Here is a 26120-nt window from a genome sequence, read left to right as displayed (position 1 = left end):
CGCGGACTCGGCCGACCCGAACATGGCCTCCTACCGCATCAGCGTCGACCACCTCGCCGACTGGATCGCCACCCGCGGCTACAGCACCTCCTGACAAACCCGCACAACCACGAAGGGCCCGACCCCCACCCGGGGGCCGGGCCCTTCACCATCTCCACGACCGGTCAGTCCTCGGCGAGAGCGGCGAGGATCGCCTCGCCGTACTTCGCCAGCTTGTTCTCGCCGACGCCGCTGATCCGGGACAGCTCGGCCAGCGAGGCGGGCGGTTCGCCGGCGATCTGCCGCAGCGTGGCGTCGTGGAAGATCACGTACGCCGGCACCCCCTGCTCCTTCGCGGTGGCCGCCCGCCAGGCGCGCAGCCGCTCGAAGACCGACGCGGCGGCCGGGGTGAGGTCGACGACCACGGTGGCCGCGCCGCGGGGCTTGGCCGACCGGCCGGACGCCGGCCGTTCCGGCTCCCGCCGCATGGTGACCGTACGCCGACGGCCCAGCACCTCGCCGCTGGCCTCGGTCAGCGCCAACGTGCCGTAGTCGCCCTCGACGGCGAGCAGACCCTCGGCGAGCAGTTGCCGGACCACGCCCCGCCACTCCGTCTCGCGCAGCTCGGTGCCGATGCCGAACGTGGTCAGCGAGTCGTGGCCGTACTGGTCGATCTTGTCGGTGCGCTTGCCGAGCAGGATGTCCACGCAGTGCCCGGCGCCGAACCGCTGGTTGCGCTCCCGGTCGAGCCGGAAGACGGTGGAGAGCAGCTTCTGCGCCGCGACCGTGCCGTCCCACGACTCGGGCGGTTCGAGGCAGGTGTCGCAGTTGCCGCAGGCGCCGGGCATGGTCTCGCCGAAGTACTCCAGCAGCTGTGCGCGGCGGCAGCGGACCGTCTCGCAGAGGGCCAGCATCGCGTCCAGGTGGGTGGCGAGATTGCGCCGGTGTGCCAGGTCGCCCTCGGAGGTCTCGATCATCTTGCGTTGCTGCACCACGTCCTGCAGCCCGTACGCCAGCCACGCGGTGGAGGGCAGCCCGTCGCGCCCGGCACGGCCGGTCTCCTGGTAGTAGCCCTCCACCGACTTGGGCAGGTCGAGGTGGGCGACGAAGCGGACGTCCGGCTTGTCGATGCCCATGCCGAAGGCGATGGTGGCGACCATGACCAGCCCGTCCTCGCGCAGGAAGCGCTGCTGGTTGGCCGCCCGGGTCGTCGCGTCCAGTCCGGCGTGGTAGGGCAGCGCCGGGATGCCGTTCTGCACCAGGAACTCGGCGGTCTTCTCCACCGAGGCGCGGGAGAGGCAGTAGACGATGCCGGCGTCGCCGGGGTGCTCGTCGCGCAGCAGGCCGAGCAGTTGCTTGCGCGGCTCCCGCTTGGGCGCGATCCGGTACTGGATGTTGGGCCGGTCGAAGCTGGCCACGAAGTGCCGGGCGTCGGTGAGCTTGAGCCGGGTGGCGATCTCGGTGCGGGTGGCGCGGGTGGCGGTGGCGGTCAGCGCGAGGCGCGGCACCCCCGGCCACCGCTCGTGCAGCATCGACAGGTTGAGGTAGTCGGGGCGGAAGTCGTGCCCCCACTGCGACACGCAGTGCGCCTCGTCGATCGCGAAGAGTGCGATGCGCCCCCGTTCCAGCAGGGCGACGGTGGAGCGGACGGCGAGGGCCTCCGGGGCGAGGTAGAGCAGGTTCAGCTCGCCGGCGAGGAAGGCGGCCTCGACCCGGCGCCGCTCGGCGAGGTCCTGGGTCGAGTTGAGGAAGCCGGCCCGGACGCCGACGGCGGTGAGCGCGTCGACCTGGTCCTGCATGAGGGCGATCAGCGGTGAGACGACCACCGCGACGCCGTCCCGGACCAGCGCCGGAATCTGGTAGCAGAGCGACTTGCCGCCACCGGTCGGCATCAGCACCAGCGCGTCGCCGCCGTCCACCACGTGCTCGACGACCTGCTGCTGGGAGCCGCGGAAGGTGTCGTAGCCGAACACCCGGTTGAGCACCCGCAACGCGTCCTCGGTCCGCTGACCGGTGGGGGAGACCATTGGCGCAGTCTACGAGCGTCCGCCGACAGGGTCGGGGAGCGCGCGTCGCCCCGAGCCGAGTCGGCCGGCCGGGCTGTCGAGGGTACGACAGGTTCGGCCGAACAACCCGACAAACCGGGCAGTGTGGTGTTCCGGTCGTCACCCCGTGGAATCCCGGACCGGGTCGCAGCCGTTAGAGTCGCTGACTGACCACGCGCGGCCGACCGGCCGCGGCGCCATGGCTGGGGGTAACGGGTGAGCGAGGCGCGGACGGGAGACCTGGTGCCGACCGGACCGGAGACGGCCCTCGGCCGTCCCGCGCCGGCCGAGGCGGACACCACCCTGGTGGTGGTCACCGGCCTCTCCGGCGGTGGCCGGAGCACCGTGGCCCGGGCACTGGAGAACGTCGGCTACTACGTGGTCGACAACCTGCCCCAGGCGCTCATGCTCGACATGGCCGAGCTGGCCTTCAAGGCCGGCGGCGCGACCCGGCGTACGGCCATGGTGCTGGACGTCAGATCCCGCGCCTTCTCCACTGACCTGGCCGGGGCGATTCGGGAGCTGCGGGAGCGCGGCTTCCAGCCCCGGGTGGTCTTCGTCGACGCCGACGACGAGGTGCTGATCCGCCGGTTCGAGAGCGTCCGCCGCTCCCACCCGTTGCAGGGCGACGGGCGGCTGGCCGACGGCATCGCCGTCGAGCGGGCCCTGCTGGAGGAGGCCCGGGACCAGGCCGACGTGATCATCGACACCAGCCACCTCAACGTCAACCAACTCCGCCGCCGGGTCGAGGAGCTGTTCGGCGGGGAGGACTCCCGCCGGCTGCGGATCACCGTGCTCTCCTTCGGCTTCAAGTACGGCCTCCCGCCGGACGCCGACTTCGTGATGGACGCCCGCTTCCTGCCCAACCCGTACTGGGTGCCCGAGCTGCGCGAGCACACCGGGCGGGAGGAGGCGGTCAGCGCGTACGTGCTGGGCCAGGAGGGCGCGGACGCCTTTGTGGCCGGGTACGCCGACCTGGTCAACGCCACCACCGCCGGCTTCGAGCGGGAGGGCAAGCGCTACCTGACCGTCGCCGTCGGCTGCACCGGCGGCAAGCACCGCAGCGTCGCGATCGCCGAGGAACTGGCCGCCCGGCTGCGCCAGTCCGGCATCGCCGCCAACGCCCAGCACCGGGACCTGGGGCGGGAATGACCCCGACCAGAGTGGTCGCCTTCGGCGGCGGGCACGGGCTCTCGGCGTCGCTGCGGGCGCTGCGGCACTGCGTACCCGAACTGGACCTGGACATCACCGCGGTGGTCACCGTCGGCGACGACGGCGGCTCCAGCGGCCGGCTGCGGGCCGAGCGCGGCGGGCTGCCCCCGGGGGACCTGCGGCAGGCGCTGGTCGCGCTGGCCGGCGATCACCCGGCCACCCGGCGCAGCGCCGCGCTCTTCCAGCACCGCTTCACGCTCGCGTCCGACCCGGGCGAGGCGGTGGGCCTGACCGGGGTCCGCGGCGGGGGCGACTCCCTCGCCGGACACGCGGTCGGCAACCTGGTGCTCAGCGGGCTGACCGAGCTGCTCGGCGACCCGGTGGCCGCGCTCGACCACGCCGGCGCGATGCTCGGCACAGTCGGCCGGGTGCTGCCGATGTCCTGCGAGCCGGTGGACATCGAGGCCCGGGTACGCGGCGCCGACCCGGAGCGGCCCGACGAGGTCCGGACGGTGCGCGGCCAGCACCAGGTGGCGGTCACCACCGGGCGGGTCGAGTCGCTGCGGCTCGCCCCGGCCGAGCCGGCCGCCTGCGCGGAGGCGGTGGCCGCGGTACGCGTCGCCGACTGGTTGATCTTCGGCCCGGGCAGCTGGTACACCAGCGTGCTGCCCCATCTGCTGGTGCCGGGGCTGGCCGACGCGATCGTCTCCAGCCCGGCGTGCCGGCTGGTGACGCTCAACCTGGTGGCGGAGAAGGAGACCCTCGGGCTCTCCCTGCCCGACCATCTGGACACCCTCGGGCGCCATCTGCCTGAGTTGAAGGTGGACATGGTGCTGGCCGACTCCACGGCGGTGGGTGACCCCGAAGCGGTCCGGCATGCGGCAGAATCGCTGGGTGCCCGGCTGGTCCTCGCTCCCGTCGCCGTCACCGACGGCACGCCCCGTCATGATCCAGCCGCCCTGGGCGCCGCACTGGTGCCTGTCCTGGGTGCCGATCGTTAGACACGTACGTAATCACCGGCGACACGCCGGAACCGGTCCGTGAGGGGGCGCACTATGGCGATGACCGCGGCGGTCAAGGACGAGCTGAGTCGGGTCGACGTGCCCAAGCCCTGCTGCCGGCGGGCGGAGATGGCCGCGCTGCTGCGCTTCGCGGGCGGGCTGCACATCGTGTCCGGCCGCGTGGTGGTCGAGGCGGAGCTGGACACCGGCGCGGTCGCCCGGCGGCTGCGTCGGGAGATCGCCGAGGTCTACGGCTACCCGAGCGAGATCCACGTGCTCGCCTCCGGCGGGCTGCGCAAGGGCAGCCACTTCATCGTCCGGGTGGTGAAGGACGGGGAGGCCCTCGCCCGGCAGACCGGCCTGCTGGACGTCCGCGGGCGCCCGGTGCGTGGGCTGCCGCCGCACGTGGTGGCCGCGAACGTCTGCTGCGCGGTGTCCGCCTGGCGGGGCGCGTTCATGGCGCACGGCTCGCTCACCGAGCCGGGCCGCTCCAGCGCGCTCGAGATCACCTGCCCCGGCCCGGAGTCGGCCCTGGCGCTGGTCGGCGCGGCCCGGCGCATCGGCATCACCGCGAAGAACCGCGAGGTGCGCGGGGTGGACCGGGTGGTGGTCAAGGACGGCGACGCGATCGCCGCCCTGCTCACCCGAATCGGCGCCCACTCCAGCGTGCTGGCCTGGGAGGAGCGGCGGGTGCGCCGGGAGGTCCGGGCGACCGCCAACCGGCTGGCCAACTTCGACGACGCCAACCTGCGCCGCTCGGCCCGCGCCGCGGTGGCCGCCGCCGCCCGGGTCACCCGGGCGCTGGAGATCCTCGCCGACGACGCCCCGTACCACCTCACCTCGGCCGGGCGGCTGCGGCTGGAGCACCGGCAGGCCTCGCTGGAGGAACTCGGGGCCCTCGCCGACCCGCCGCTGACCAAGGACGCCATCGCCGGCCGGATCCGCCGGCTGCTCGCCCTGGCCGACAAGCGGGCCCGCGACCTGGGCATCCCGGATACGGAAGCGGCCGTCACGCCGGACATGCTCGTGGTCTGATAGGTCGGTGAGGCGTCACTCTGCGGTCGGGATCACCACCCGCCGCAGCGGGGCGGCGTGCGCTCGGATATGGTCGCTGCGTACGGCAAGGGGGCCGGTACAGGCACTCCTCGCCGTGCTCACCGCCTCGGGCGGTCAGGTCTCCAGGACCGCGGCGGGGTGGCCGAGATGAACCGTCAACGGCCGGCTCCAACGGTCGGCGAACACACCTCCGCCGGCCGTGGTCTGACGCCGGCGGACCAGAACGCGAGGAGATGGGACCTGTGACCATCCGGGTTGGCATCAACGGCTTCGGCCGGATCGGCCGCAACTTCTTCCGGGCAGTGCTGGCGTCCGGCGCTGACATCGAGGTCGTGGCGGTCAACGACCTGACCGACAACGCGACGCTCGCCCACCTTGTCAAGTACGACAGCATCCTGGGCCGCCTCCCGCACGAGGTGAAGGCCACCGACGACGAGATCAGCGTGGGCGGCCACACCATCAAGGCGTACGCCGAGAAGGACCCGGCCAAGCTGCCGTGGGGCGAGGTCGGCGCCGACGTCGTCATCGAGTCCACCGGCTTCTTCACCGACGCCACCAAGGCGAAGGCGCACATCGACGGCGGGGCCAAGAAGGTCATCATCTCCGCGCCGGCGAAGAACGAGGACGTCACCGTGGTCATGGGCGTCAACCAGGACCGGTACGACCCGGCCAAGCACACCATCATCTCGAACGCGTCCTGCACCACCAACTGCCTCGCCCCGATGGCGAAGGTCCTGCAGGACACGTTCGGCATCCAGCAGGGTCTGATGACCACCATCCACGCGTACACCCAGGACCAGAACCTGCAGGACGCGCCGCACAAGGACCTGCGCCGGGCCCGGGCCGCCGCGCTCAACATCGTGCCGACCTCGACCGGCGCCGCCAAGGCGATCGGCCTGGTCCTGCCCGAGCTGAAGGGCAAGCTGGACGGCTACGCGCTGCGCGTGCCGATCCCGACCGGCTCGACCACCGACCTGACCGTCACGGTCGGCCGGGAGACCACCGTGGACGAGGTCAACGCCGCGATGAAGGCCGCCGCGGCCGGCCCGCTCAAGGGCATCCTGGTCTACAACGAGGACCCGATCGTCTCCGCCGACATCGTCACCGACCTGGCGTCCTGCATCTTCGACGCGCCGCTGACCAAGGTGATCGGCAACCAGGTCAAGGTCGTCGGCTGGTACGACAACGAGTGGGGCTACTCGAACCGCCTGGTCGACCTGGTCAAGCTGGTGGGTTCGTCCCTGTGAGTGCGAGGAGTGAGCTTGCGAGCCCCGCAGTCACGAACGGAGGGCTAGCTCTGTGAGCATCCGCAACCTCGACGACCTGCTCGCCGAGGGGGTGTCGGGTCGGCGCGTGCTGGTGCGCGCCGACCTGAACGTCCCGCTCGACAAGCAGACTGGTGGGATCACCGACGACGGCCGGATCCGGGCCGTGCTGCCGACCCTGAGCGCGCTGCTGCAGGGCGGCGCCAAGGTGGTCGTCTGCTCGCACCTGGGCCGGCCGAAGGGCACGCCCGACCCGCAGTTCAGCCTCCGCCCGGTCGCCGGGCGGCTGGGCGAGCTGCTCGGTGCGCCGGTCCACTTCGCCGAGGACACGGTCGGCGACTCCGCCCGTTCCACCGTGGAGGGGCTGGCCGACGGCCAGGTCGCGCTGCTGGAGAACCTCCGCTTCAACAAGGGCGAGACCAGCAAGGACGACGCCGAGCGGGGCGCCTTCGCCGATCAGCTCGCCGCCTTCGGCGAGGCGTACGTCGACGACGCCTTCGGTGCCGTGCACCGCAAGCACGCCAGCGTCTACGACGTGCCGGCGCGGCTGCCGCACGTGGCCGGCCGGCTGGTGCTGCGCGAGGTGGAGGTGCTCAGCAAGCTGACCGGCGACCCGGAGCGGCCGTACGTCGTGGTGCTGGGCGGGTCGAAGGTCTCCGACAAGCTGGCGGTGATCGAGGCCCTGCTGCCCAAGGTCGACCGGCTGCTCATCGGCGGCGGGATGTGCTTCACCTTCCTCAAGGCCCAGGGCCTGGAGGTGGGCAGCTCGCTGCTCGAGGAGGAGATGGTCGAGACCTGCCGCAACCTGATGGAGCGCGAGCCCGGCAAGATCATGCTCCCGGTCGACGTGGTGGCCGCGGTCGCCTTCGCCCCGGACGCCGAGCACCACACGGTCCGGGCGGACGGCATCCCGAACAAGCGGGTCGGGCTGGACATCGGTCCGGAGACGGTGGCCGGGTTCGCCGCCGCCCTCAGCCAGGCGCGGACGGTCTTCTGGAACGGCCCGATGGGTGTGTTCGAGATGCCGGCCTTCGCCAACGGGACCCGCGGGGTCGCCGAGGCGATCGCGAAGTCCGGCGCGTTCAGCGTCGTGGGCGGCGGTGACTCCGCGGCCGCGGTGCGGACGCTCGGCTTGGACGAGTCGTCCTTCAGCCACATCTCCACCGGCGGCGGCGCCTCCCTGGAGTACCTGGAGGGCAAGACCCTCCCCGGCATCGCGGCCCTGGAGAACTGAATGGCGAGCACCACCCGCCGGCCGCTGATGGCCGGCAACTGGAAGATGAACCTGAACCACCTCGAGGCCAACCTGCTGGTGCAGAAGCTGGCCGCGAGCCTCAACGAGAAGCAGCTCACCGACGTCGAGACGGTGGTCCTGCCGCCCTTCACCGACCTGCGGACCGTGCAGACCGCGGTGGACGGCGACAAGCTGCTGATCGGCTACGGCGCGCAGGACCTGTCGCCGTACCAGTCGGGCGCGTACACCGGGGACATCTCCGGGCCGATGCTCGCCAAGCTGGGCTGCACCTACGTGGCGGTCGGCCACTCCGAGCGGCGGCAGTACCACTACGAGGACGACGCGGTCGTCAACGCGAAGGTGGTGGCGGCGCTGGCGAACGGCCTCACCCCGATCGTGTGCATCGGCGAGGGCTTGGAGGTCCGCGAGCAGCTGCGGCACGTCGCGCACTGCTGCGACCAGCTCGACGGCGCGCTGAAGGGGCTCACCCCGGAGCAGGTCACCAAGGTCGTCGTCGCGTACGAGCCGGTCTGGGCGATCGGCACGGGCAAGACGGCGACCCCGGAGGACGCCCAGGAGGTCTGCGGCGAGGTGCGCAAGCGGATCGCCGAGACGTACGACCAGGGTACCGCCGAGCAGGTCCGGATCCTGTACGGCGGGTCGGTCAAGGCGTCGAACACCGCCGCGATCATGGCCCAGCCGGACGTGGACGGCGCCCTGGTCGGGGGTGCCAGCCTGGACGCCGAGGAATTCGCGCAGATCTGCCGGTTCCCGGAGCACATCGCCCGCTGATCGCTCGCTATCCTTGACGCTGCCCGTCCGTCGGTCGGTGCCGCCGTGCCCGACTCCGACGGGCAGTGATCGTAACGAGAGGACTGACCCCCGCCATGCCGATCTGGTTCGCCTACACGATGATCGTGTTGCTGGTCATCACGAGCATCCTGCTCACCCTGCTGATCCTCCTGCACCGCGGCAAGGGTGGCGGTCTGTCGAGCATGTTCGGCGGCGGCGTCAGCTCCAGCCTGGCCGGCTCCTCCGTCGCCGAGAAGAATCTCGACCGTTACACTGTTCTGGTCGGGATCATCTGGTTCGCGTGCATCGTCGGAATTGGGCTCTGGCTCCGGCTCCAGCTGAGCAGCGGCTCCTGAGTCAGCGGGTCTAGTCGTACAATCTGCGCGCGGTCCGTCACGGACCGCGCGCAGTTTTGTTTCTCCGCTGCACCGCGTCGCCCGCCGCCCACCCCGAGCGGCGGTCCCCTCCGACGACAGGAGCGAGCAGCCGTGCCGAGTGGCAACATCATCCGGGGCAGCCGGATCGGGTCCGCCCCCGAACGCTTCGACCAGCGCACCGAGCCGGCCCCGCGCCGGCCGGTCACCTACTGGTGCCGTAACTCCCACCGGGTCCGATTCCTGATCGCCGCGGAGGCCGAGGCCCCCGCGACGTGGGACTGCCCGCGCTGCGGCGAACCGGCCGGCCCCGACCCGGAGAACCCGCCGGGCCAGGTACGCGCCGAGCCCTACAAGACCCACCTGGCGTACGTGCAGGAGCGGCGTACCCCGGAAGAGGCGGAGGCCCTCCTCGCCGAGGCCCTCGACGCGCTGCGCCGCCGTCGCGGCCGCGCCTGACCCGGGTTGGCGCGTCGCACCCGGGTTGGCGCGTCGCCGTGGTGGTCGAGCGCTGCGCCGCCGTCGCGGCCGCGCCTGACCCGGGTCGGCGCGTCGCACCCGGGTTGGCGCGTCGCCGTGGTGGTCGAGTGCTGCGCCGCCGTCGCGGCCGCGCCTGACGGCGGTGAGGAAGGGGACCCTCCTCTACCGCAGGCGTAAGAAGGGGCCCTTCCTTACCGCTCAGCGCAGGCTGCGCAGCCGGGGCGGCACGTCGGCCGCCGCGGCCCGGTCCAGCAGCCAGAGGGTACGGGCGACCCCGTGCACCCCGGCCGCGGGCAGCTGCACCGGCCCGGCCCCGGCGAGGGCCATCCCCACCGCCCGGGCCTTGTCGCTGCCGGCGGCCACCAGCCAGACCTCCTCGGCCGTGTTGATCGCCGGCAGGGTCAGCGTGGTCCGCACCGGCGGCGGCTTCGGGCTGCCGCGTACCGCGCTGACGGGCCGGTTGTCGTGGTGCACCGGGTGCTCCGGGAAGACCGACGCCACGTGCCCGTCCTCGCCGACGCCGAGCAGGAGCACGTCGAAGTGGGGGAGTGCGGCGTGGCCCGGCCGGGCCGCCCGGGCCAGCTCCTGCGCGTACTCGGCGGCAGCCGTCTCCGGGTCGTTGCCCGCCGGCCCGTCCGAGGCCGGCATCGGGTGGATCCGCGCCGGGTTCAGCGGCACCCCGTCCAGCAGCGCCGCCCTGGCCTGCGTCTCGTTGCGCTCCGGGTCACCGGCCGGCAGGAACCGCTCGTCGCCCCACCAGACGTCGACCCGGGACCAGTCGACCGCGTCCCGGGCCGGCAGCGCCGCCACCGCGCGGTAGACCGCCGCGGCGATCCGCCCGCCGGTCAGCACCACCGACGCCTGGCCGCGGTCGGCCTGCGCGTCGAGCAGCTTCACCACCAACCGGGCCGCCACCGCCTGCGCCAGCAGGTCGGGGTCGGCGTGTACGGCGACACTCGCCTCACTCATCCATCGCGCCTTCGTGCTCCGACCGCCCCACGGCGGTCACCTGTGCTGTCCGACCGCCGAGCGGTCCCCACTGCCGTGTCGCTCACTCCTTCGCCGTCGCGCCGGCGTGCGCGGTGATGCCGGCCTCGGCCCGCTGGGCGGTCGCCGGATCCTTCCACACGTGCACTCGCTGGCTCGGACGCTGGTCCAGTCCGGAGAGGCCGGCGGCGGCGCCGAGCGCCTCCGCGTACACCTGGTCGGCGTCGAGGCGGCGCAGCTCCTCGGCCAGCTCGTCGCCGAGCGGGCGGCGGACCAGCGGCAGCGCTCGGTCCGCCTGCCCGGTACGCCGGAAGATCGCCATGTTGTCGTCCCGGCACAGGGCCAACTGGTCACCGTTGCTGCAGCGCAGCTGCACCTCGCGCATCCGGGGGAACTGGTCGGTGGGCTCCCAGACCGGGTCGATGCCGAGCCGGGCGGCCAGCCAGCCGCGCATCAGCGCCGCCGTCGGGTCCGAGCGCGGCGCCACCACGGTTGCCTCGGTGACCTTGGCCTGGGCGGTGTCGAACGCCCCGGCGACCAGCGTGCGCCACGGGGTGATCCGGGTCCAGGCCAGGTCGGTGTCGCCGGGCGCGTAGTCGGCCGCTCGCTGCCGCAGCGCGGCGATCGGATCGGCTGCCTGTGCCGCGTCGGTGATCCGCCGGTCGGCCACCACGCCGAGGAAGTCGGTGGCGATCTCCTCCGGCGGCTCGCCGTGCCACCAGGTCACCACCGGCACGTCCGGCACGAGCAGCGGCAGCACCACCGACTCGGCGTGCAGCGCGAGCCGGCCGTACATCCGCATGACCACCGCCTCGCCGGGCCCGAGCCGGCCGCCGATGACGATCTCCGCGTCCAGCCGGTTGCGCTCCCGTTCGATGTCGGTGCGGACCACCACGAGCAGCCGGCACGGGTGGGCGGCGGCCGCTATGGTCGCCGCCGCCTCCGCCTCCCGGACCCGCTTCTCGTCCACCACGACGATCAGGCTGAGCGCCATCCCGCTGGCCACTCCGCCCGCGCTGCGCCGCTCGGCGGCGAGCGCCTTGACCACCTCGTTGCCGGTGGTGTCCCACAGCCCGATCACGGGATCCTCCAGGTCTGCTCGGTCATGCCCGCCGCCAGGCCCGACCCTCGCGGGCCAGCATCTCGTCCGCCGCGCGCGGCCCCCACTCGCCGGCCCGGTACGGTTCCGGCTTGGTGCCCACCCAGGCGTGCTCCAGCGGGTCCACCGCCTGCCAGCTCTGCTCCACCTCGGCGGCGTCGGGGAACAGGGTCCGGTCGCCGATCAGCACGTCGAGCACGAGCCGCTCGTACGCCTCCGGGCTGGACTCGGTGAACGCCTCGCCGTACTGGAAGTCCATCGCGATGTCGCGGACCTCCATGGTGGTGCCGGGCACCTTGGAGCCGAACTTCAGCACCACGCCCTCGTCCGGCTGAACCCGGATGACGAGCTGGTTGGGGCCGAGCGACTCCATGTCGGCCGGGTCGAACGGCAGGTGCGGCGCCTTCTTGAACATGATGGCCACCTCGGTGACCCGCCGGGGCAGCCGCTTGCCGGCCCGGATGTAGAACGGCACCCCGGCCCAGCGCCGGTTCTGGATGCCGAGCTTGACCGCCACGTACGTCTCGGTGGTGGAGTCTGCCGGGACGCCCTCCTCCTCCAGGTAGCCGGGGGCGCGCTCGCCGCCGACCCAGCCGGGCAGGTACTGGCCGCGCACGGTGTCCCGGGAGACGTCCTTCGGCACCGTGATGGCCTTGAGCACCTTCAGCTTCTCGGTCCGGATCTCGTCGGCGTCGAAGCTGGTCGGCTCCTCCATCGCCACCAGCGCGAGGAGCTGGAGCAGGTGGTTCTGCAGCACGTCCCGGGTGGTGCCCACCGAGTCGTAGAACGCGGCCCGGGTGCCGATGCCGACGTCCTCGGCCATGGTGATCTGCACCGAGTCGACGTACTTGGAGTTCCACAGCGGCTCGAAGAGGTTGTTGGCGAACCGCAGGGCCAGGATGTTCTGGACCGTCTCCTTGCCCAGGTAGTGGTCGATCCGGAAGACGTCCTGGCGGGTGAAGACGTCGTCGACCAGGTCGTTGAGCGCCTTCGCCGAGGGCAGGTCGTTGCCGAACGGCTTCTCCACCACCACCCGGCGCCAGCCGCCGGACTTGGCGTTGTCCGCCATGCCGGTGCGGGCCAGCTGCTTGAGCACCACCGGGAAGGCGGCCGGGGGGATGGAGAAGTAAAAGGCGGCGTTGCCCGTGATGCCGTGCGTGTCGCGCAGCTCGTCGAGGGTGGCGGCGAGGTGGTCGAACGCGGCGTCGTCGTCGAACGAGCCGCCGACGAACTTGATGTTGCCGGCCAGCTGCGCCCACACCTCCTCCCGCCACGGGGTGCGGGCATGCTTCTTCGCCGCCTCGTGGGCCAGCGACTCGAAGTCGCCGTCGCCCCAGTCGCGCCGGGCGAAGCCCAGGACCACGAAACCGGGCGGCAGCAGCCCCCGGTTGGCCAGGTCGTAGACCGCCGGCAGCAGCTTCTTGCGGGCCAGGTCGCCGGTCACCCCGAAGATCACCAGAGCGCACGGCTCCGGGATCCGTGGCAGCCGCCGGTCCTGAGGGTCGCGCAGCGGGTTCACCGGGCCACCTCGGTTCGCGACTGCGGGGCTCGCAAGACCGGCTCACTCCTCGCGCTCACGGTGCCTCCTCGCTTCCGCTGAGATCACGTCATTCATCGTCACGTCCGTGTCCGTCCGGCCGCATCCAGCAGCTGGGCGGCGCCCGCCGCCCGCTCGGTCAGGTGCACGCGCAGCACCGGTCGCCCGCGATCGGCGAGGGCCCGCCGGTCGCCGGCGGCCTGGGCCGCCTGAAGCTCCCCGAAGGTGTACGGGCGGCCGGGGACCGGCAGATCATCGGTGACCGCGCCGGTCACCTGAAGGTAGCTGCCGACCGGGGGGCCGCCCTTGTGGTACTGCCCGGTGGAGTGCAGTAACCGCGGCCCCCACCCGAACGTCACCGGGCGTCCGGCCGTCCGCGCCAGCTGCGGCCGCAGCCCGGCCACCGCCGCGTCGGCCCGTCGGTCGAGGTAGGCCGACACCGCCAGGTATCCGTCGTCGCCCAACCCGTCGAGCAGCCACCGCAGCACGCCGGCCAGGTCGTCGGGGGCGCCGGCCGGGGCGTACACCTCGACCGCGCCCTCGGTGAACGAGGGCGGCTCCGCCGGTGCTCCGGCGGCGAGGATGCGGGCGCTGTTCTCCTTGCTCTCGGCGACGTTCGGCTGGTCGAACGGGTTGACGCCCAGCGCCGCCCCGGCGACTGCGGTGGCGTACTCCCAGGTCAGGAAGTGGGCGCCGAGGGGGCCGTTGACCGCCACGTCCGCGCCGACGCCCGGCAGCTGGCCGGGGCCGAGGGCGCCGCCGTAGCTCACGGTGAGCACGTCCGGGCCGGTGGCGCCGGGGGCGTCCGGCGACTCCACCACCACCGGCAGGATCCCCGCGCCGGCCTTGCCGGTGGACTCGGCGAGCAGCTGCTCCGCCCAGTCGCCCAGCCCGTCGACGCCGGTGCCGTCGGACACCAGGGTGACGGTGGCCCGGCCCGTGGCGGCCGCCGCGCTCAGCGCCACGCCCAGCGCCAGGCCCGGGTTGTCCCGGTCCCGCCCGAGCGACCCGGCGAGGGCGTCCGCGTCGTCCAGCAGGTCGGTCACCGCGACCCCGGCGAGGGCCGAGGGGACCAGGCCGAAGGCGGTGAGCGCCGAGTACCGGCCGCCCACCTCCGGGTCGGCGACGATGGTGACCACGCCCATCTCGGCGGCGGTCGCCTCCAGCGGGGAGCCGGGGTCGGTGACCACGACGAAGTGCCGGGCCGCCTCCGCCTCGGTCATCCCGGCGTCCAGGAACGCCTGCCAGTACGCCCGCCGGTGGCTGTCGGTCTCCACGGTCGAGCCGGACTTGCTGGAGATCACCACCACGGTCCGGTCGAGGCGGTCCGTGAGGGCCGCCCGGACCTGCCCCGGGTCGGTGGTGTCCAGCACGGTCAGCGGCCGGCCGAGGGTGCGGGCGATCACCTCGGGGGCGAGCGACGACCCGCCCATCCCGGCGAGCACCACGTGGTCCAGGTCGGCCAGTTCCTCGACCAGTTCGGCGAGCTGGGGGAGGAGCTCCCGGCTGCGCTGGTGGGTGTCCAGCCAGCCGAGCCGGACCTTTGCCTCGGCCGCTGCGTCCGGGCCCCACAGGGTGGGGTCCTTGGCGGCGAGTCGGGCGGAGACGTCCCGGGCGACCAGTTGCTCGCGCACCGAAGCGGACGCGGACCGGTCGACCGCGTCCGCGCCATGCACGGCCAGCCCGCCGGCGATCTCCGCCGGACCGGCCAGCAGGTCGCTCACCTCGTCACCTCTGTTCGCGACTGCGGGGCTCGCAAAATCGGCTCACTCCTCGCGCTCACCTCGTCACCTCTGTTCGCGACTGCGGGGCTCGCAAAATCGGCTCATTCCTCGCGCTCACCTCGTCACCCCGCTCCTGCGGGAGCGGACGGCGTGGGGCGTCCCGGGGCGGTGCCCCGGGACGCGTCCGGCGCCGTCGGTCACGCGTTGCCCCCGGCCTTCGCCGCGGCCTGCGCGCTGCTCTTCGCGGCCCGGCCCGGCTGCCCGGCGCCCTTGGCCGCCTCGGTGAGCGACTTCCGCACCCCGTCGAGCAGCTCCAGCCAGCTGGCCTCGAACTTCTCCACGCCCTCCCGCTCGAGGACGGCGACCACGTCGGCCATGTCCACGCCGACGTTCTGCAGGTCGTTGAAGGCCTTGCGGGCGTCGTCGTAGCAGGAGGTGACGGTGTCGGCGCGGACCTCACCGTGGTCGGCGACGGCGTGGATGGTCGCCTCCGGCATGGTGTTCACCGTGCCGGGCGCGATCAGGTCCTCGACGTACATGACGTCCCGGTAGTCCGGGTTCTTGGTCGAGGTGGACGCCCAGAGCGGGCGCTGCGGGTGGGCGCCGGCGTCGGCCAGGGCCTGCCAGCGGTCCGAGCCGAAGACCGCGCAGTACCGCTCGTACGCCAGCCGGGCGTTGGCGATGGCGGCCTTGCCGCGCAGCGCCTTGGCCTGGTCGGTGCCGATCTTCTCCAGCCGCTTGTCCACCTCGGTGTCGACCCGGGAGACGAAGAACGACGCGACCGAGCCGATCTTGGACAGGTCGTGCCCGTTCGCCTTCGCCTGCTCCAGGCCGGCGAGGAACGCGTCCATCACCTGCGAGTAGCGGTCCAGCCCGAAAATCAGTGTGACGTTGACGCTGATCCCCTGGGCCAGGGTTGCGGTGATCGCCGGCAGCCCCGCCTCGGTGGCCGGGATCTTGATGAAGAGGTTGGGCCGGTCGATCAGCCACCACAGCGCCCCGGCCTCGGCGACGGTCTTCTCCGTCTCGTGCGCCAGCCGCGGGTCCACCTCGATGGAGACCCGGCCGTCGACCCCCGCGCTCGCGTCGTACGCCGGGCGCATCACGTCGCAGGCCCACCGTACGTCGTACGTGGTGAGCAGGCGGACCGCCTCCTCGACGTCCACGCCACGGATGGCGAGGTCCTTCAGCTGCCAGTCGTACTCGTCGGCGTCGCTCAGGGCCTTCGCGAAGATGGTCGGGTTGGAGGTCACCCCGACCAGGTGCTTCTCCCGGCGGAGCTGGTCGAGCCCGCCGGAGCTCAGCCGGGTCCTGGAAAGATCGTCGAGCCAGATCGCCACACCCGCGGCGCTCAGCTCACCAAGCCTGTCGGTCATGCCGTCCACGCTCCCCTCAGTTGCCGGTTGGGTTGCCGGTGATGTCGCCCACCCGGGTCAGTGCCGCGTGCGCGGCGGCCACGATCCGGTCCGGGGTGAACCCGAACTGCTCGAACAGCACGGTGTGCGGAGCGCTCGCCCCGTAGTGCTCCAGGCTCACGGTCTCACCGCAGTCGCCGACGATCCCGCGCCAGGACATGGCGATACCCGCCTCCACGCTCACCCGTGCCTTTACCCCGCGTGGCAGCACCGACTCCCGGTAGGCCTCGTCCTGCGCGAAGAACCACTCCTGGCAGGGCATGGAGACCACCCGGGTCGGGGTGCCGTCAGCCTCCAGCCGCTCCCGCGCGGTGAGGCAGAGCTGTACCTCGGAGCCGGTGCCGACGATGATCACCTGCGGCTTGCCGCCGGAGGCCTCGGTCAGCACGTAGCCGCCCTTGGCGGTGCCCTCGGCGCCGGCCAGCGCGCTCCGGTCGACGGTCGGCAGCGGCTGGCGGCTGAGCGCCAGCGCGGTCGGCCGGTCGGTGTGCTCCAGGGCCTGCCGCCACGCCCACGCGGTCTCGTTGGCGTCGGCCGGGCGGACCACGTCCAGGCCGGGGATGGCGCGCAGCGCGGTCAGGTGCTCCACCGGCTGGTGGGTCGGGCCGTCCTCGCCGAGGCCGATCGAGTCGTGCGTCCAGATGTAGACCACGGGCAGCTTCATCAGCGCGGCGAGCCGGACGGACGGGCGCATGTAGTCGCTGAACACCAGGAACGTGCCGCCGTACGGGCGGGTGCCGCCGTGCAGGGCGATGCCGTTGAGTATCGCGCCCATGGCGTGCTCGCGGATGCCGAAGTGCAGCGTGCGACCGTACTCGTCGCCCGGGAAGTCCTTGGTGGCGTGCTCCGCCGGGATGAAGGACGGCTCGCCCTTCATGGTGGTGTTGTTGCTCTCCGCCAGGTCGGCCGAGCCGCCCCAGAGCTCGGGCAGCACCGGGGCGAGGGCCTCCAGCACCTTGCCGGAGGCGGCCCGGGTGGCGACGCCCTTGGCGTCGGCCGGGAAGGTCGGCAGGGCGTCGGCCCAGCCCTCCGGGAGCTTGCGAGCGGCCATCCGGTCCCAGAGCGCCTTGCGCTCCGGGTTGGCCTGCGCCCACGCGTCGAACGTGGTGGTCCACGCCGCCTGCGCCTCGGCGCCCCGCTCCATCACCTGGCGGGCGTGCTTGAGCACGTCGTCGTCGACCTCGAAGGTCCGCTGCGGGTCGAAGCCGAGGATCTCCTTGGTGGCCTTCACCTCGTCGGCACCGAGCGCCGAGCCGTGGATCTTGCCGGTGTTCTTCTTGTTGGGCGCGGGCCAGCCGATGATGGTGCGCAGCGCGATGAAGGAGGGGCGGCCGGTCTCCGCCCTCGCGGCCACCAGCGCCCGGTAGAGGGCCTCGACGTCCTCGTGGTAGTCGCCCTGGTCCGCGTCGCCGCGCCGCCAGTCGACGGTCTGCACGTGCCAGCCGTACGCCTCGTAGCGGGCCGCCACGTCCTCGCTCTTGGCGATGCGGGTGTCGTCCTCGATCGAGATCTCGTTGTCGTCGTAGATCACGCAGAGGTTGCCGAGCTGCTGGTGGCCGGCGAGCGCGCTGGCCTCGTGGCTGATGCCCTCCTCGATGTCGCCGTCCGAGGCGATGCACCAGATGTCGTGGTGGAACGGCGAGTCACCCCGGTCCGCCTCGGGGTCGAACAGGCCGCGCTCCCGGCGGGCCGCCATCGCCATGCCGACCGCGTTGCCGAGGCCCTGGCCGAGCGGGCCGGTGGTGGTCTCCACGCCCGGCGTGTGGCCGTGCTCGGGGTGGCCGGGGGTGAGCGAGCCCCACTGGCGCAGCGCCTTAAGGTCCTCCAGGCTCAGCGGGTAGCCGGCGAGGAAGAGCTGGATGTAGAGGGTCAGGCTGGAGTGCCCGGCGGAGAGGACGAACCGGTCCCGACCGGGCCAGTTCGGGTCGGCCGGGTTGTGCCGCATCACCCGGTTGAAGAGCAGGTACGCCGCCGGGGCCAGGCTCATCGCCGTGCCCGGGTGGCCGTTGCCGGATTTCTCCACGGCGTCCATGGCCAGCACGCGGACCGTGTCGACGGCCCTGCGGTCGAGGTCGGACCAGTTGAGAGCGGGATGCTCGGGTCGGTTTGCAGCCACGATGGTTGTGCTCCTCGGCAGGATGGGCGGAACCCTCACTGATGACCCTATCGAGCGGGCCTAAACATGCGCCCGGGGATCTCTGCATGCTGTTCTGTACGTCTCCGACCGGATCGGTCGTTCACCTCCGACTGTGACGGCCCGCACCGTTGTCGGGTCTCCGGGGCAGCGAAAACGACGACGCGTAGTGTGTGGGGCGGTGTGTGGACCCGGACGGGTCCGGGCCGACCCCGACCTCCCCTGCCGAAGCCGGAAGGTGGCAATCCGTGAGCATGATCACCGAGCGCCCCGTCAACCCTGCCGGGCAGCCCCCGGTGGGCACAGTGGCGGAGGCGCCGGCGACCGGCCGGCGGGACGTGCGGGCCGTACTGGCCGCGTACGTGGCGCTCACCAAGCCGCGGATCGTCGAGCTGCTGCTGGTCACCACCGTGCCGGCGATGATGCTCGCCGACGGCGGGATGCCCTCGCTCTGGCTGGTGGCCGTGGTGCTGGTCGGTGGCTCGCTCGCCGCCGGCGCGGCCAGCGTGCTCAACTGCTACATCGACCGGGACATCGACCAGTTGATGCGGCGCACCAAGCGCCGGCCGCTGCCCGCGCACACCGTGTCGCCGCGGAACGCGCTGATCTTCGGTCTGGTGCTCGCGGTGATCTCGGTGGCGCTGATGGCCGCGTTCACCAACTGGCTGGCGGCCGGGTTGACCCTGGCCGCGATCGCCTACTACGACCTGGTCTACACGCTCTGGCTCAAGCGGACCACGGCGGCCAACACCTTCTGGGGCGGCGCCTGCGGCGCGGCGCCGGTGCTGATCGGCTGGGCCGCGGTCACCGGGTCGCTGGCCCCCGCCGCGTGGGGCCTGTTCGCGGTGGTGTTCTTCTGGCAGATGCCGCACTTCTACGCACTGGCGATCAAGTACAAGGCCGACTACGCCCGGGCCGGCATCCCGATGCTGCCGGTGGTGGCCTCGGTCCGCCGGGTGAACGCCGAGATCATCGCCTTCTCCTGGCTGACCCTGCTCTCCTCGCTCGCCGTCTGGCCGCTGGGGATGAGCCCGATCTACGGAGTCACCGCGCTGGTCGTCGGCGGCGTCTTCGTCGTCGAGGCGCACAAGCTCTGCCGGCGCGCGGCGCGCGGCGAGGCGGTCAAGCCGATGCGGCTGTTCCACTGGTCCACCACCTACCTCACCATCCTCTTCGCGGCCGTCGCACTCGACGCCCTGCTCTGATCCGGTCCGCGGCGACCGGGATGCCGGTCGCCGCAGGTCGAGAAATTTTTCCCGAATTTTTTTTCGGGTTCAGTCGTGCCCGTCAACCGGGACGGACCGGGGCGATTGCCCAGCCCGCTTCGCCCCGACTTATCCGCCATGTCCGGGCGAATTACCTGTGGTCTTCCTTAAACCTGTAGGTAATTGGCATCACAATTAGTTCATCGTTCTCGCACATGTGGGTGGAAGTCTGCTTAGGCTTCGCGTCATGGCAGATGGTTCCGATACGACGCTGACGGCTGAACAGACCGTTGCTGAGCAGGCCCCCAACGGCCTGGTCGCGGGCATCAAGTCGTTCGCCGCCGGGCACGGCGGCGCGAAGGCGGTCATCGAGTACGTCGGCAAGCGCGGCGCCCGCATCGTCCTCGTCGGTGAGGACGGGGCGTGGGCCGACCAGTTCGCGGACGGCACCGACGTCGCGCGGCAGGCCTGCGCCACGGCGGGGGTCACCGTCGAGAACGCCTGGGAGCGTGAACTGATGGACCAGATGCGTCCGAGCAACGACCTCTGGCGGTCGATGGCTCGGCGCACGATGGCCCGTTGACATAACTTGACCACCCACCACCAGCCGACCCGTGGGGAGCCACGGGTCGCAATCGTCACCTGTACCGCCCTGCCCGACCTCGACCCGGACGACCGGCTCGTGCTCGCCCCGCTCGCCGCCCGTGGCGTCGCCGCGGAGGCGGTGGTCTGGGACGACCCGGCCGTGGACTGGTCCGGGTACGACCTGGCCGTGCTCCGCTCGCCCTGGGACTACGCGCTGCGGCGCGACGAGTTCGTGGCCTGGGCACGGACCGTGCCGGCCCTGGGCAACCCCGCCGACGTGGTCGCCTGGAACACCGACAAGCGCTACCTGGCCGAGCTCTCGGCGGCGGGTGTGCCGACCGTGCCGACGGCGTGGGTCGAGCCGGGGGAGAACTGGACCCCGCCCGCCGACACCGGCGAGTACGTGATCAAGCCGGCGGTCAGCGCCGGCAGCCAGGACACCGGCCGGTACGACCTGGCCGACCCGGAGCACCGGGCGCTGGCCGTGGCGCACGTGCGGCGGCTCTCCGACGCCGGCCGGGTCACCATGGTCCAGCCGTACCTGAGCGCGGTGGACACCGCCGGCGAGACCGCGCTGCTCTTCCTGGCCGGACCCGACGGCCTGGTCTTCAGCCACGCCATCCGCAAGGGGCCCATGCTGACCGGCCCCGACCTGGGCGTGGCCGAGCTCTACAAGGCGGAGCGGATCGACGCCCGGACGGCCACGCCCGAGCAGCTGGACACGGCGGAGAAGACCCTGGCCGTCATCCCCGGTGGCACGGACCGGCTGCTCTACGCCCGGGTGGACCTGATCCCCGGCCCGGACGGCGCGCCGGTCCTGGTCGAGCTGGAACTGACCGAGCCCAGCCTGTTCATCGGGTACGCCGATGGCGCCCCCGATCGCCTCGCCGAGGCGATCACCACCCACCTGCGCGCCCGCGCCTGACCTTCGGCGGGTGCGTCCGGCGACGCCGGACGCACCCGTTACCGTCTCCGGTCCCGGGTCAGTCCTCCTCCTGGTGGTTGTGCCCCCAGCGCCCGCCCACCGGCGGGGTGTCCAGCCGGACCGCGCCGGCCGCGTTGCCGACGAGGTCGTTGTCCTCCACCCGGCAGGAGAGGCAGCTGCCCCGCTCGGTGATCCACAGCCCGTAGGTCTGCGTCTGCGCGTCCCGGTGGTCCCAGATCCGGTTGGCCCGCACGGTGGCGGCGTCGAACGGGGCGTTCACGGTGATCCCGGCGCGGACCGCGGGTCCGTCGGGCAGCTCGTACCGGGCGCCGGGGGGCGGGGTGTCCTCGTTCCACCCGGTTACCGCGTCCGGCCGCACCTCGGCCAGGGTCAGCTCGGTGTCGGTGTTCGCGACGACCACGGCGGTGTGCGAGCCGACCCGGACCGTCTTCCCCCGGTGCCCGTCGGGTGGCCAGTGCGCCCCGGCGTCGATCATCTTCCGGTGGCCGTAGCGCACCAACTCGCCGGCCCCGGTGGCCGCCGGCGCGCAGCGGCCGCCGTTGTTGCGGATCCGGTTGTTCACCACCGTGGCGTCGGTCATCGGCCGGTCGATCCGGATGCCGTCCAGCCCGTTCTCCCAGATCTCGTTCCCGTCGAGCACCACGTCGGCGGACGGCCCGGTGAAGCCGTGCCCCAGGTCGTGCTCGTGGTACCCGTGCCTGCCGTTGCGGCTGATCCGGTTGCCCCGGATCGTGTACGGCCCGGGGGAGTTGCCCATGCTGATCCCGTCGCCGATGTTGCAGTCGATCACGCAGTCGGCGAGCAGGCCGCCGCGCCCGGCGACCCCGGCCGTGCCGTTGGCCGAGACGTCGAAGCCGGCCTCCAGGTTGTCGCTGAGGGTGCAGGCCGAGACGATCAGCCCGTCGGTGCCCCAGTCCGAGATGCCGAACCGGTTGGCCTGGCTGTGGCAGCCCACGATGCGGTAGCCGCGCGGCGGCGGCCACCAGTCCTTCTGCAGCTCCAGGAAGATGCCGTTGGTGCCGTTTCCGACGGTGGTGCAGTTGGCGATGGTGAGCCGCTCCACCTCGCCCCAGCCGCCCACCCCGATGCCGATGCCGGCGCCGCCCATCTCCTCGCCGTTGTCCAGCCGGCCGCAGCCCACCGCGACCACGCCGTCGATCAGGGTGTCCTGGAGGAAGTCGCAGCCCAGCCCGCTCGCCCCGGTGTGGTGGATGTAGAGGTTGCGGAAGATCCCCCGGACCACGTACTGCAGGCCGAGGCCCTTGGCGAGGTAGGAGTACTGGACCTGGGCCACCCCGGAGCCGTCGATCTCGAAATCGGCGAAGGTGCAGTCCGCGATGTACCGCTCGCGGCTGGCCCCGTGCTGCAGCACGGTCCAGTACGCCAGCGGCACCGGGTCGGCCCGATTGCCCTCGTTGCTCAACAGGAAGCGGGTCGCCGCCGGGCCGGTCCCGATCAGCGACACGCCGCTGCGCCAGACCGTGCCGGCGTCCCGGATCGAGTAGATCCCGGGCGGGCACCAGATCACCCGGGCCCGACCGTCCGCGGCGTACCCGTCGCCCAGCCGGTCCACCAGCGCGGACAGCGCCGGCTGGTCGTTGGTCACCCCGTCGCCCTTGAGCCCGAATTCGCGCGCGTCGCACCAGAGCGGCGCGCCGGCCACGGGAGTGAGGCGCTGCGGGACGGAGGTGGACAGGCCTCTGGTGGACACGCGCGCTCCCCTCGGCGTACGGATGTCTCCGCCGCCGGGTTCCCGCCCGGTCCCGGGGTTAACGCCGGACGCGGTGCCCGGTATCGGGTCAGGCGGCCGCGGTGACCGGTTCGGCGGCCGGGGCGGACGGCGCTGGTGCCGCGTGCGGGCGGCGCTCCCGGGTCGACCAGAGCACGGCCAGGGTGGCCAGCAGCACCAGGCAGGAGCCCAGCATGTGCGCGGCGACCAGCGCTGCGGGCAGGTGGGTGAAGTACTGCACGAAGCCGATCAGGCCCTGGCCCAGCTCGACCGCGACCAGCACCCCGGCGGCCCGGGTGGCCCGCGCCGCGCCGACCGCGCGGAACGCGAAGAGCAGCGCCACCGAGAGGCCGATCAGCAGGAACACCCCGTCGGCGTGCACCTGGGAGATCGCCTGCGGGTCCAGGCCGTTGCGGGCCGCGCCCTGGTCGCCCGCGTGCGGGCCGCTGCCGGTCACCCAGGTGCCGACCACCAGCACCGCCGCGCCGACCAGCGTGGTGAGCAGGGCGAGGGCCCGCAGCGGCGTGGGCACGGTGGGCGTGACCGGCCCGTCCGGCTCGCCGGTGCGCCGCCAGAGGGCGTACGCGGCGGCGATGACGACCATCGAGGCGAGGAAGTGCAGCCCGACCACCCACGGGTTGAGGTTGGTGAGCACGGTGATCCCGCCGATCACCGCCTGGGCGGGGATGCCGAACAGCACGGCGAGCGCGAGCGGCAGCAGCCCGCGCGGCCGCGGACGCTGGGCCAGCACGGCGAGCACCACGGCGAGCGCGATGATCCCCACCGCGAAGGTCAGCAGCCGGTTGCCGAACTCGATCATCCCGTGCACGCCCATCTCCGGCGTGGTGTGGTAGGAGTCGTCGGTGCACCGGGGCCAGGTGGGGCAGCCGAGGCCGGACGCGGTGAGCCGGACCGCCCCGCCGGTGACCACGATCGCCACGTTCGCGATGATCGAGGTGTACGCGAGGCGGCGGAGCAGCGTGGGGGAGACCGGGAACCGGACGGAAGCCTTCACGGAGCGAATCCTACGCACCGTAGTGGATCCCGATCGGGTGACTCCGGCGCACCGGTGGTCGGGATCACCGGACCCCGGGTTTGCGGGCCCCCGGCGAATTACGTAACGTTGCCGTTGTGAAAAACGCGGCGGCGCTCTCCGGAGACCAGCAGGCGACCCTCCCGGTCGCTGGTGCCGGCGCGTCCGCCGATCTTTCCACCCGGGACCGGGTCACCCAGCTGCTGCTGGAGCGGGGGGCGACCACCGCCGCGCAGCTGGGCTCGGCACTCGGGCTCAGCCCGGCCGCGATCCGCCGCCATCTCGACGCGATGCTCGCCGACGGCGACGTGGTCGCCCGGGAGCAGGCCGTGCGGGGCAGCCGGGGCCGCGGCCGACCGGCGAAGGTCTTCGTGCTGACCGAGGCGGGCCGGGTCCGCTGCGGCACCCACCACTACGACAACATGGCCACCGCGGCCCTGCGCTGGATCGCGCGCAACGGCGGCTCCGAGGCCGTGGCGGCGTTCGCCGCCGACCAGGTCGCCGCCCTGGAGGCGCGCTGCCGGGCGGCGATGGAGGACGCGGGCGACGACCCGCTCGCCCGGGCGGAGGCGCTCGCCGCGGCGCTGACCGCCGAGGGTTACGCTGCCAACGCGTCCACGATCGCCACCGGTGGCCAGCTCTGCCAGCACCACTGCCCGGTGGCACACGTGGCCGCCGAGTTCCCCCAGCTGTGCGAGGCCGAGACGGCGGTCATCTCCCGTCTGGTCGGCACCCACGTGCAGCGCCTGGCCACCATCGCGCACGGCGACGGGGTGTGCACCACGCACATCCCGGCCCAGCCGCGTGCCCAGTCCGGTAACACCGTCACCACTGTGAGGACAGATAGATGACCGAGCAGATCGTCCAGCCCCTGACCCAGGAGGAGCAGCTCGCCGCCCTCGGTCGCTACGAGTACGGCTGGGCTGACCCCGACGTCGCCGGGGCGTCCGCCCAGCGCGGCCTCAACGAGGCGGTGGTGCGGGACATCTCGGCCAAGAAGAACGAGCCGGCCTGGATGCTCGACCTGCGCCTGAAGGGCCTGCGGCTGTTCGACCGCAAGCCGATGCCCGCCTGGGGCGCGGACCTCACCGGGATCGACTTCGACAACATCAAGTACTTCGTGCGGTCCACCGAGAAGCAGGCCACCAGCTGGGAGGACCTGCCCGAGGACATCAAGAACACCTACGACCGGCTGGGCATCCCCGAGGCGGAGAAGCAGCGGTTGGTCGCCGGTGTCGCGGCGCAGTACGAGTCCGAGGTCGTCTACCACAAGATCCGTGAGGACCTCGAGGAGCAGGGTGTCGTCTTCCTCGACACCGATACCGCGCTGCGCGAGCACGAGGACGTCTTCAAGGAGTACTTCGGCACGGTGATCCCGGTCGGCGACAACAAGTTCGCCGCGCTGAACACCTCCGTCTGGTCCGGTGGCTCGTTCATCTACGTGCCGAAGGGCGTGCACGTGGAGATCCCGCTGCAGGCCTACTTCCGGATCAACACGGAGAACATGGGCCAGTTCGAGCGGACGCTGATCATCGTCGACGAGGGCGCGTACGTGCACTACGTCGAGGGCTGCACCGCGCCGCTCTACTCCTCCGACTCGCTGCACAGCGCGGTCGTGGAGATCATCGTCAAGAAGAACGCCCGGTGCCGCTACACGACCATCCAGAACTGGTCGAACAACGTCTACAACCTGGTCACCAAGCGCGCCGTCTGCCACGAGGGCGCCACCATGGAGTGGGTCGACGGCAACATCGGCTCCAAGGTCACCATGAAGTACCCGGCGGTCTACATGACCGGCGAGCACGCCAAGGGCGAGGTGCTCTCGGTGGCCATGGCCGGCGAGGGCCAGCACCAGGACGCGGGCGCCAAGATGGTGCACGCCGCGCCGCACACCTCCTCGACCATCGTGTCGAAGTCGATCGCCCGGGGCGGCGGCCGCACCTCCTACCGGGGCCTCGTGCAGGTGCTGGAGGGCTCGCACAGCAGCCGGAGCACGGTGAAGTGCGACGCGCTGCTGGTCGACACCATCTCGCGCTCCGACACCTACCCCTACGTCGACATCCGTGAGGACGACGTGTCGATGGGGCACGAGGCGACCGTCTCCAAGATCAGCGACGACCAGCTCTTCTACCTGATGAGCCGGGGTCTGAGCGAGGACGAGGCGATGGCGATGATCGTGCGCGGCTTCATCGAGCCGATCGCCAAGGAGCTCCCGATGGAGTACGCCCTGGAGCTCAACCGCCTGATCGAGCTCCAGATGGAGGGTGCGGTCGGCTGACCCCGGCCATCCCCGGGCGGGCCGGTCGTCCCGGCCCGCCCGACCAGCACGAAACATCGCCGTCGCAGAA

Annotated in this window: 22 protein-coding genes and 1 pseudogene; 14 read left to right on the top strand and 9 right to left on the bottom strand. The window is 72.3% G+C overall.

Features of this window, described 5'->3' with window-relative positions:
* A pseudogene (locus tag ACFYOS_RS30005) lies at positions 1 to 94 on the top strand (phytochelatin synthase); the annotation flags it as partial.
* Positions 95 to 164: 70 nt separating this feature from the next.
* Here ACFYOS_RS30005 and recQ read toward each other — a convergent pair.
* On the bottom strand, positions 165 to 2006 hold the full coding sequence (gene recQ / locus ACFYOS_RS30000; RefSeq protein WP_387148716.1) for a DNA helicase RecQ: 1842 nt from the start codon (positions 2004 to 2006) through the stop codon (positions 165 to 167).
* 234 nt (positions 2007 to 2240) lie between these two features.
* Here recQ and rapZ point away from each other — a divergent pair, with 234 nt between their 5' ends.
* From rapZ to ACFYOS_RS29960, 8 genes are all read left to right on the top strand, one after another.
* Positions 2241 to 3176, top strand: a complete 936-nt coding sequence (gene rapZ / locus ACFYOS_RS29995) for an RNase adapter RapZ (protein WP_387148714.1) — start codon at positions 2241 to 2243, stop codon at positions 3174 to 3176.
* Entirely contained in the window at positions 3173 to 4177 is a 1005-nt protein-coding gene (gene yvcK / locus ACFYOS_RS29990; RefSeq protein WP_387148712.1) for a uridine diphosphate-N-acetylglucosamine-binding protein YvcK, read from the top strand. Before rapZ ends, yvcK begins: the two co-directional genes overlap by 4 nt.
* 54 nt (positions 4178 to 4231) lie before the next feature.
* Positions 4232 to 5212, top strand: a complete 981-nt coding sequence (whiA, locus tag ACFYOS_RS29985; RefSeq protein ID WP_387148710.1) for a DNA-binding protein WhiA — start codon at positions 4232 to 4234, stop codon at positions 5210 to 5212.
* Positions 5213 to 5475: 263 nt separating this feature from the next.
* Positions 5476 to 6480: a type I glyceraldehyde-3-phosphate dehydrogenase gene (gene gap, locus ACFYOS_RS29980; protein WP_387148708.1), complete on the top strand. Its 1005-nt coding sequence runs from the start codon at positions 5476 to 5478 to the stop codon at positions 6478 to 6480.
* A gap of 52 nt (positions 6481 to 6532) precedes the next feature.
* Positions 6533 to 7732, top strand: coding sequence for a phosphoglycerate kinase (locus tag ACFYOS_RS29975; RefSeq protein WP_387148706.1), 1200 nt, complete (start codon positions 6533 to 6535; stop codon positions 7730 to 7732).
* Positions 7733 to 8524 (top strand): triose-phosphate isomerase, encoded by a 792-nt coding sequence (tpiA, locus tag ACFYOS_RS29970; RefSeq protein ID WP_387148704.1) that lies wholly within the window; start codon positions 7733 to 7735, stop codon positions 8522 to 8524.
* 95 nt (positions 8525 to 8619) lie between these two features.
* Positions 8620 to 8880 (top strand): preprotein translocase subunit SecG, encoded by a 261-nt coding sequence (gene secG, locus ACFYOS_RS29965; RefSeq protein WP_387148702.1) that lies wholly within the window; start codon positions 8620 to 8622, stop codon positions 8878 to 8880.
* A gap of 132 nt (positions 8881 to 9012) precedes the next feature.
* A complete protein-coding gene (locus tag ACFYOS_RS29960; protein ID WP_387148700.1) occupies positions 9013 to 9357 on the top strand; it encodes an RNA polymerase-binding protein RbpA in 345 nt (114 codons plus the stop codon).
* 219 nt (positions 9358 to 9576) lie between these two features.
* Here the strand turns inward: ACFYOS_RS29960 and pgl are convergent, their stop codons facing one another.
* From pgl to tkt, 6 genes are all read right to left on the bottom strand, one after another.
* Positions 9577 to 10347: a 6-phosphogluconolactonase gene (pgl, locus tag ACFYOS_RS29955; RefSeq protein WP_387148698.1), complete on the bottom strand. Its 771-nt coding sequence runs from the start codon at positions 10345 to 10347 to the stop codon at positions 9577 to 9579.
* An 82-nt stretch (positions 10348 to 10429) separates the two neighbouring features.
* Positions 10430 to 11446, bottom strand: coding sequence for a glucose-6-phosphate dehydrogenase assembly protein OpcA (locus tag ACFYOS_RS29950; RefSeq protein WP_387148696.1), 1017 nt, complete (start codon positions 11444 to 11446; stop codon positions 10430 to 10432).
* 22 nt (positions 11447 to 11468) lie between these two features.
* Entirely contained in the window at positions 11469 to 12983 is a 1515-nt protein-coding gene (gene zwf / locus ACFYOS_RS29945; RefSeq protein WP_387148694.1) for a glucose-6-phosphate dehydrogenase, read from the bottom strand.
* Positions 12984 to 13081: 98 nt separating this feature from the next.
* On the bottom strand, positions 13082 to 14725 hold the full coding sequence (locus ACFYOS_RS29940) for a glucose-6-phosphate isomerase (protein WP_387148692.1): 1644 nt from the start codon (positions 14723 to 14725) through the stop codon (positions 13082 to 13084).
* 197 nt (positions 14726 to 14922) lie between these two features.
* Entirely contained in the window at positions 14923 to 16101 is a 1179-nt protein-coding gene (tal, locus tag ACFYOS_RS29935) for a transaldolase (RefSeq protein ID WP_387148690.1), read from the bottom strand.
* Between the two features lie 16 nt (positions 16102 to 16117).
* Positions 16118 to 18256: a transketolase gene (tkt, locus tag ACFYOS_RS29930; RefSeq protein WP_387148688.1), complete on the bottom strand. Its 2139-nt coding sequence runs from the start codon at positions 18254 to 18256 to the stop codon at positions 16118 to 16120.
* 266 nt (positions 18257 to 18522) lie between these two features.
* Between tkt and ACFYOS_RS29925 the strand changes: the two genes are divergently transcribed.
* The 3 genes from ACFYOS_RS29925 (at position 18523) to ACFYOS_RS29915 (ending at position 20989) form a co-directional block, all read left to right on the top strand.
* Entirely contained in the window at positions 18523 to 19479 is a 957-nt protein-coding gene (locus tag ACFYOS_RS29925; RefSeq protein WP_387148686.1) for a heme o synthase, read from the top strand.
* Between the two features lie 247 nt (positions 19480 to 19726).
* A complete protein-coding gene (locus ACFYOS_RS29920) occupies positions 19727 to 20062 on the top strand; it encodes a hypothetical protein (RefSeq protein ID WP_387148684.1) in 336 nt (111 codons plus the stop codon).
* A gap of 6 nt (positions 20063 to 20068) precedes the next feature.
* Complete coding sequence (locus tag ACFYOS_RS29915; protein ID WP_387148682.1) at positions 20069 to 20989, top strand: RimK family alpha-L-glutamate ligase; 921 nt, start codon at positions 20069 to 20071, stop codon at positions 20987 to 20989.
* Positions 20990 to 21047: 58 nt separating this feature from the next.
* Here the strand turns inward: ACFYOS_RS29915 and ACFYOS_RS29910 are convergent, their stop codons facing one another.
* Both ACFYOS_RS29910 and ACFYOS_RS29905 read right to left on the bottom strand, forming a co-directional pair.
* Complete coding sequence (locus ACFYOS_RS29910) at positions 21048 to 22721, bottom strand: right-handed parallel beta-helix repeat-containing protein (RefSeq protein ID WP_387148680.1); 1674 nt, start codon at positions 22719 to 22721, stop codon at positions 21048 to 21050.
* An 88-nt stretch (positions 22722 to 22809) separates the two neighbouring features.
* Positions 22810 to 23772 (bottom strand): heme A synthase, encoded by a 963-nt coding sequence (locus ACFYOS_RS29905; RefSeq protein ID WP_387148678.1) that lies wholly within the window; start codon positions 23770 to 23772, stop codon positions 22810 to 22812.
* 98 nt (positions 23773 to 23870) lie between these two features.
* Here ACFYOS_RS29905 and ACFYOS_RS29900 point away from each other — a divergent pair, with 98 nt between their 5' ends.
* Together ACFYOS_RS29900 and sufB are read left to right on the top strand one after the other, a co-directional pair.
* Positions 23871 to 24623 (top strand): helix-turn-helix transcriptional regulator, encoded by a 753-nt coding sequence (locus ACFYOS_RS29900; RefSeq protein WP_387148676.1) that lies wholly within the window; start codon positions 23871 to 23873, stop codon positions 24621 to 24623.
* On the top strand, positions 24620 to 26050 hold the full coding sequence (sufB, locus tag ACFYOS_RS29895) for a Fe-S cluster assembly protein SufB (protein ID WP_387148674.1): 1431 nt from the start codon (positions 24620 to 24622) through the stop codon (positions 26048 to 26050). Before ACFYOS_RS29900 ends, sufB begins: the two co-directional genes overlap by 4 nt.
* Positions 26051 to 26120 lie beyond the last annotated feature (70 nt).

Origin of the sequence: Micromonospora sp. NPDC005806 (genome assembly GCF_042871425.1) — a bacterium.
In the GTDB taxonomy this organism is placed as follows: Bacteria; Actinomycetota; Actinomycetes; order Mycobacteriales; family Micromonosporaceae; genus Micromonospora.
This window is presented reverse-complemented; position numbering and strand designations above follow the sequence as displayed.

What these genes read in the sequence shown, in the direction of transcription:
- sufB (WP_387148674.1), top strand. Translation starts at nt 24,620, where the DNA reads ATGACCGAGCAGATCGTCCAGCCCCTGACCCAGGAGGAGCAGCTCGCC.
- recQ (WP_387148716.1), bottom strand. Translation starts at nt 2,006, where the DNA reads ATGGTCTCCCCCACCGGTCAGCGGACCGAGGACGCGTTGCGGGTGCTC.
- pgl (WP_387148698.1), bottom strand. Translation starts at nt 10,347, where the DNA reads ATGAGTGAGGCGAGTGTCGCCGTACACGCCGACCCCGACCTGCTGGCG.
- yvcK (WP_387148712.1), top strand. Translation starts at nt 3,173, where the DNA reads ATGACCCCGACCAGAGTGGTCGCCTTCGGCGGCGGGCACGGGCTCTCG.
- secG (WP_387148702.1), top strand. Translation starts at nt 8,620, where the DNA reads ATGCCGATCTGGTTCGCCTACACGATGATCGTGTTGCTGGTCATCACG.
- ACFYOS_RS29920 (WP_387148684.1), top strand. Translation starts at nt 19,727, where the DNA reads ATGGCAGATGGTTCCGATACGACGCTGACGGCTGAACAGACCGTTGCT.
- tal (WP_387148690.1), bottom strand. Translation starts at nt 16,101, where the DNA reads ATGACCGACAGGCTTGGTGAGCTGAGCGCCGCGGGTGTGGCGATCTGG.
- tpiA (WP_387148704.1), top strand. Translation starts at nt 7,733, where the DNA reads ATGGCGAGCACCACCCGCCGGCCGCTGATGGCCGGCAACTGGAAGATG.
- whiA (WP_387148710.1), top strand. Translation starts at nt 4,232, where the DNA reads ATGGCGATGACCGCGGCGGTCAAGGACGAGCTGAGTCGGGTCGACGTG.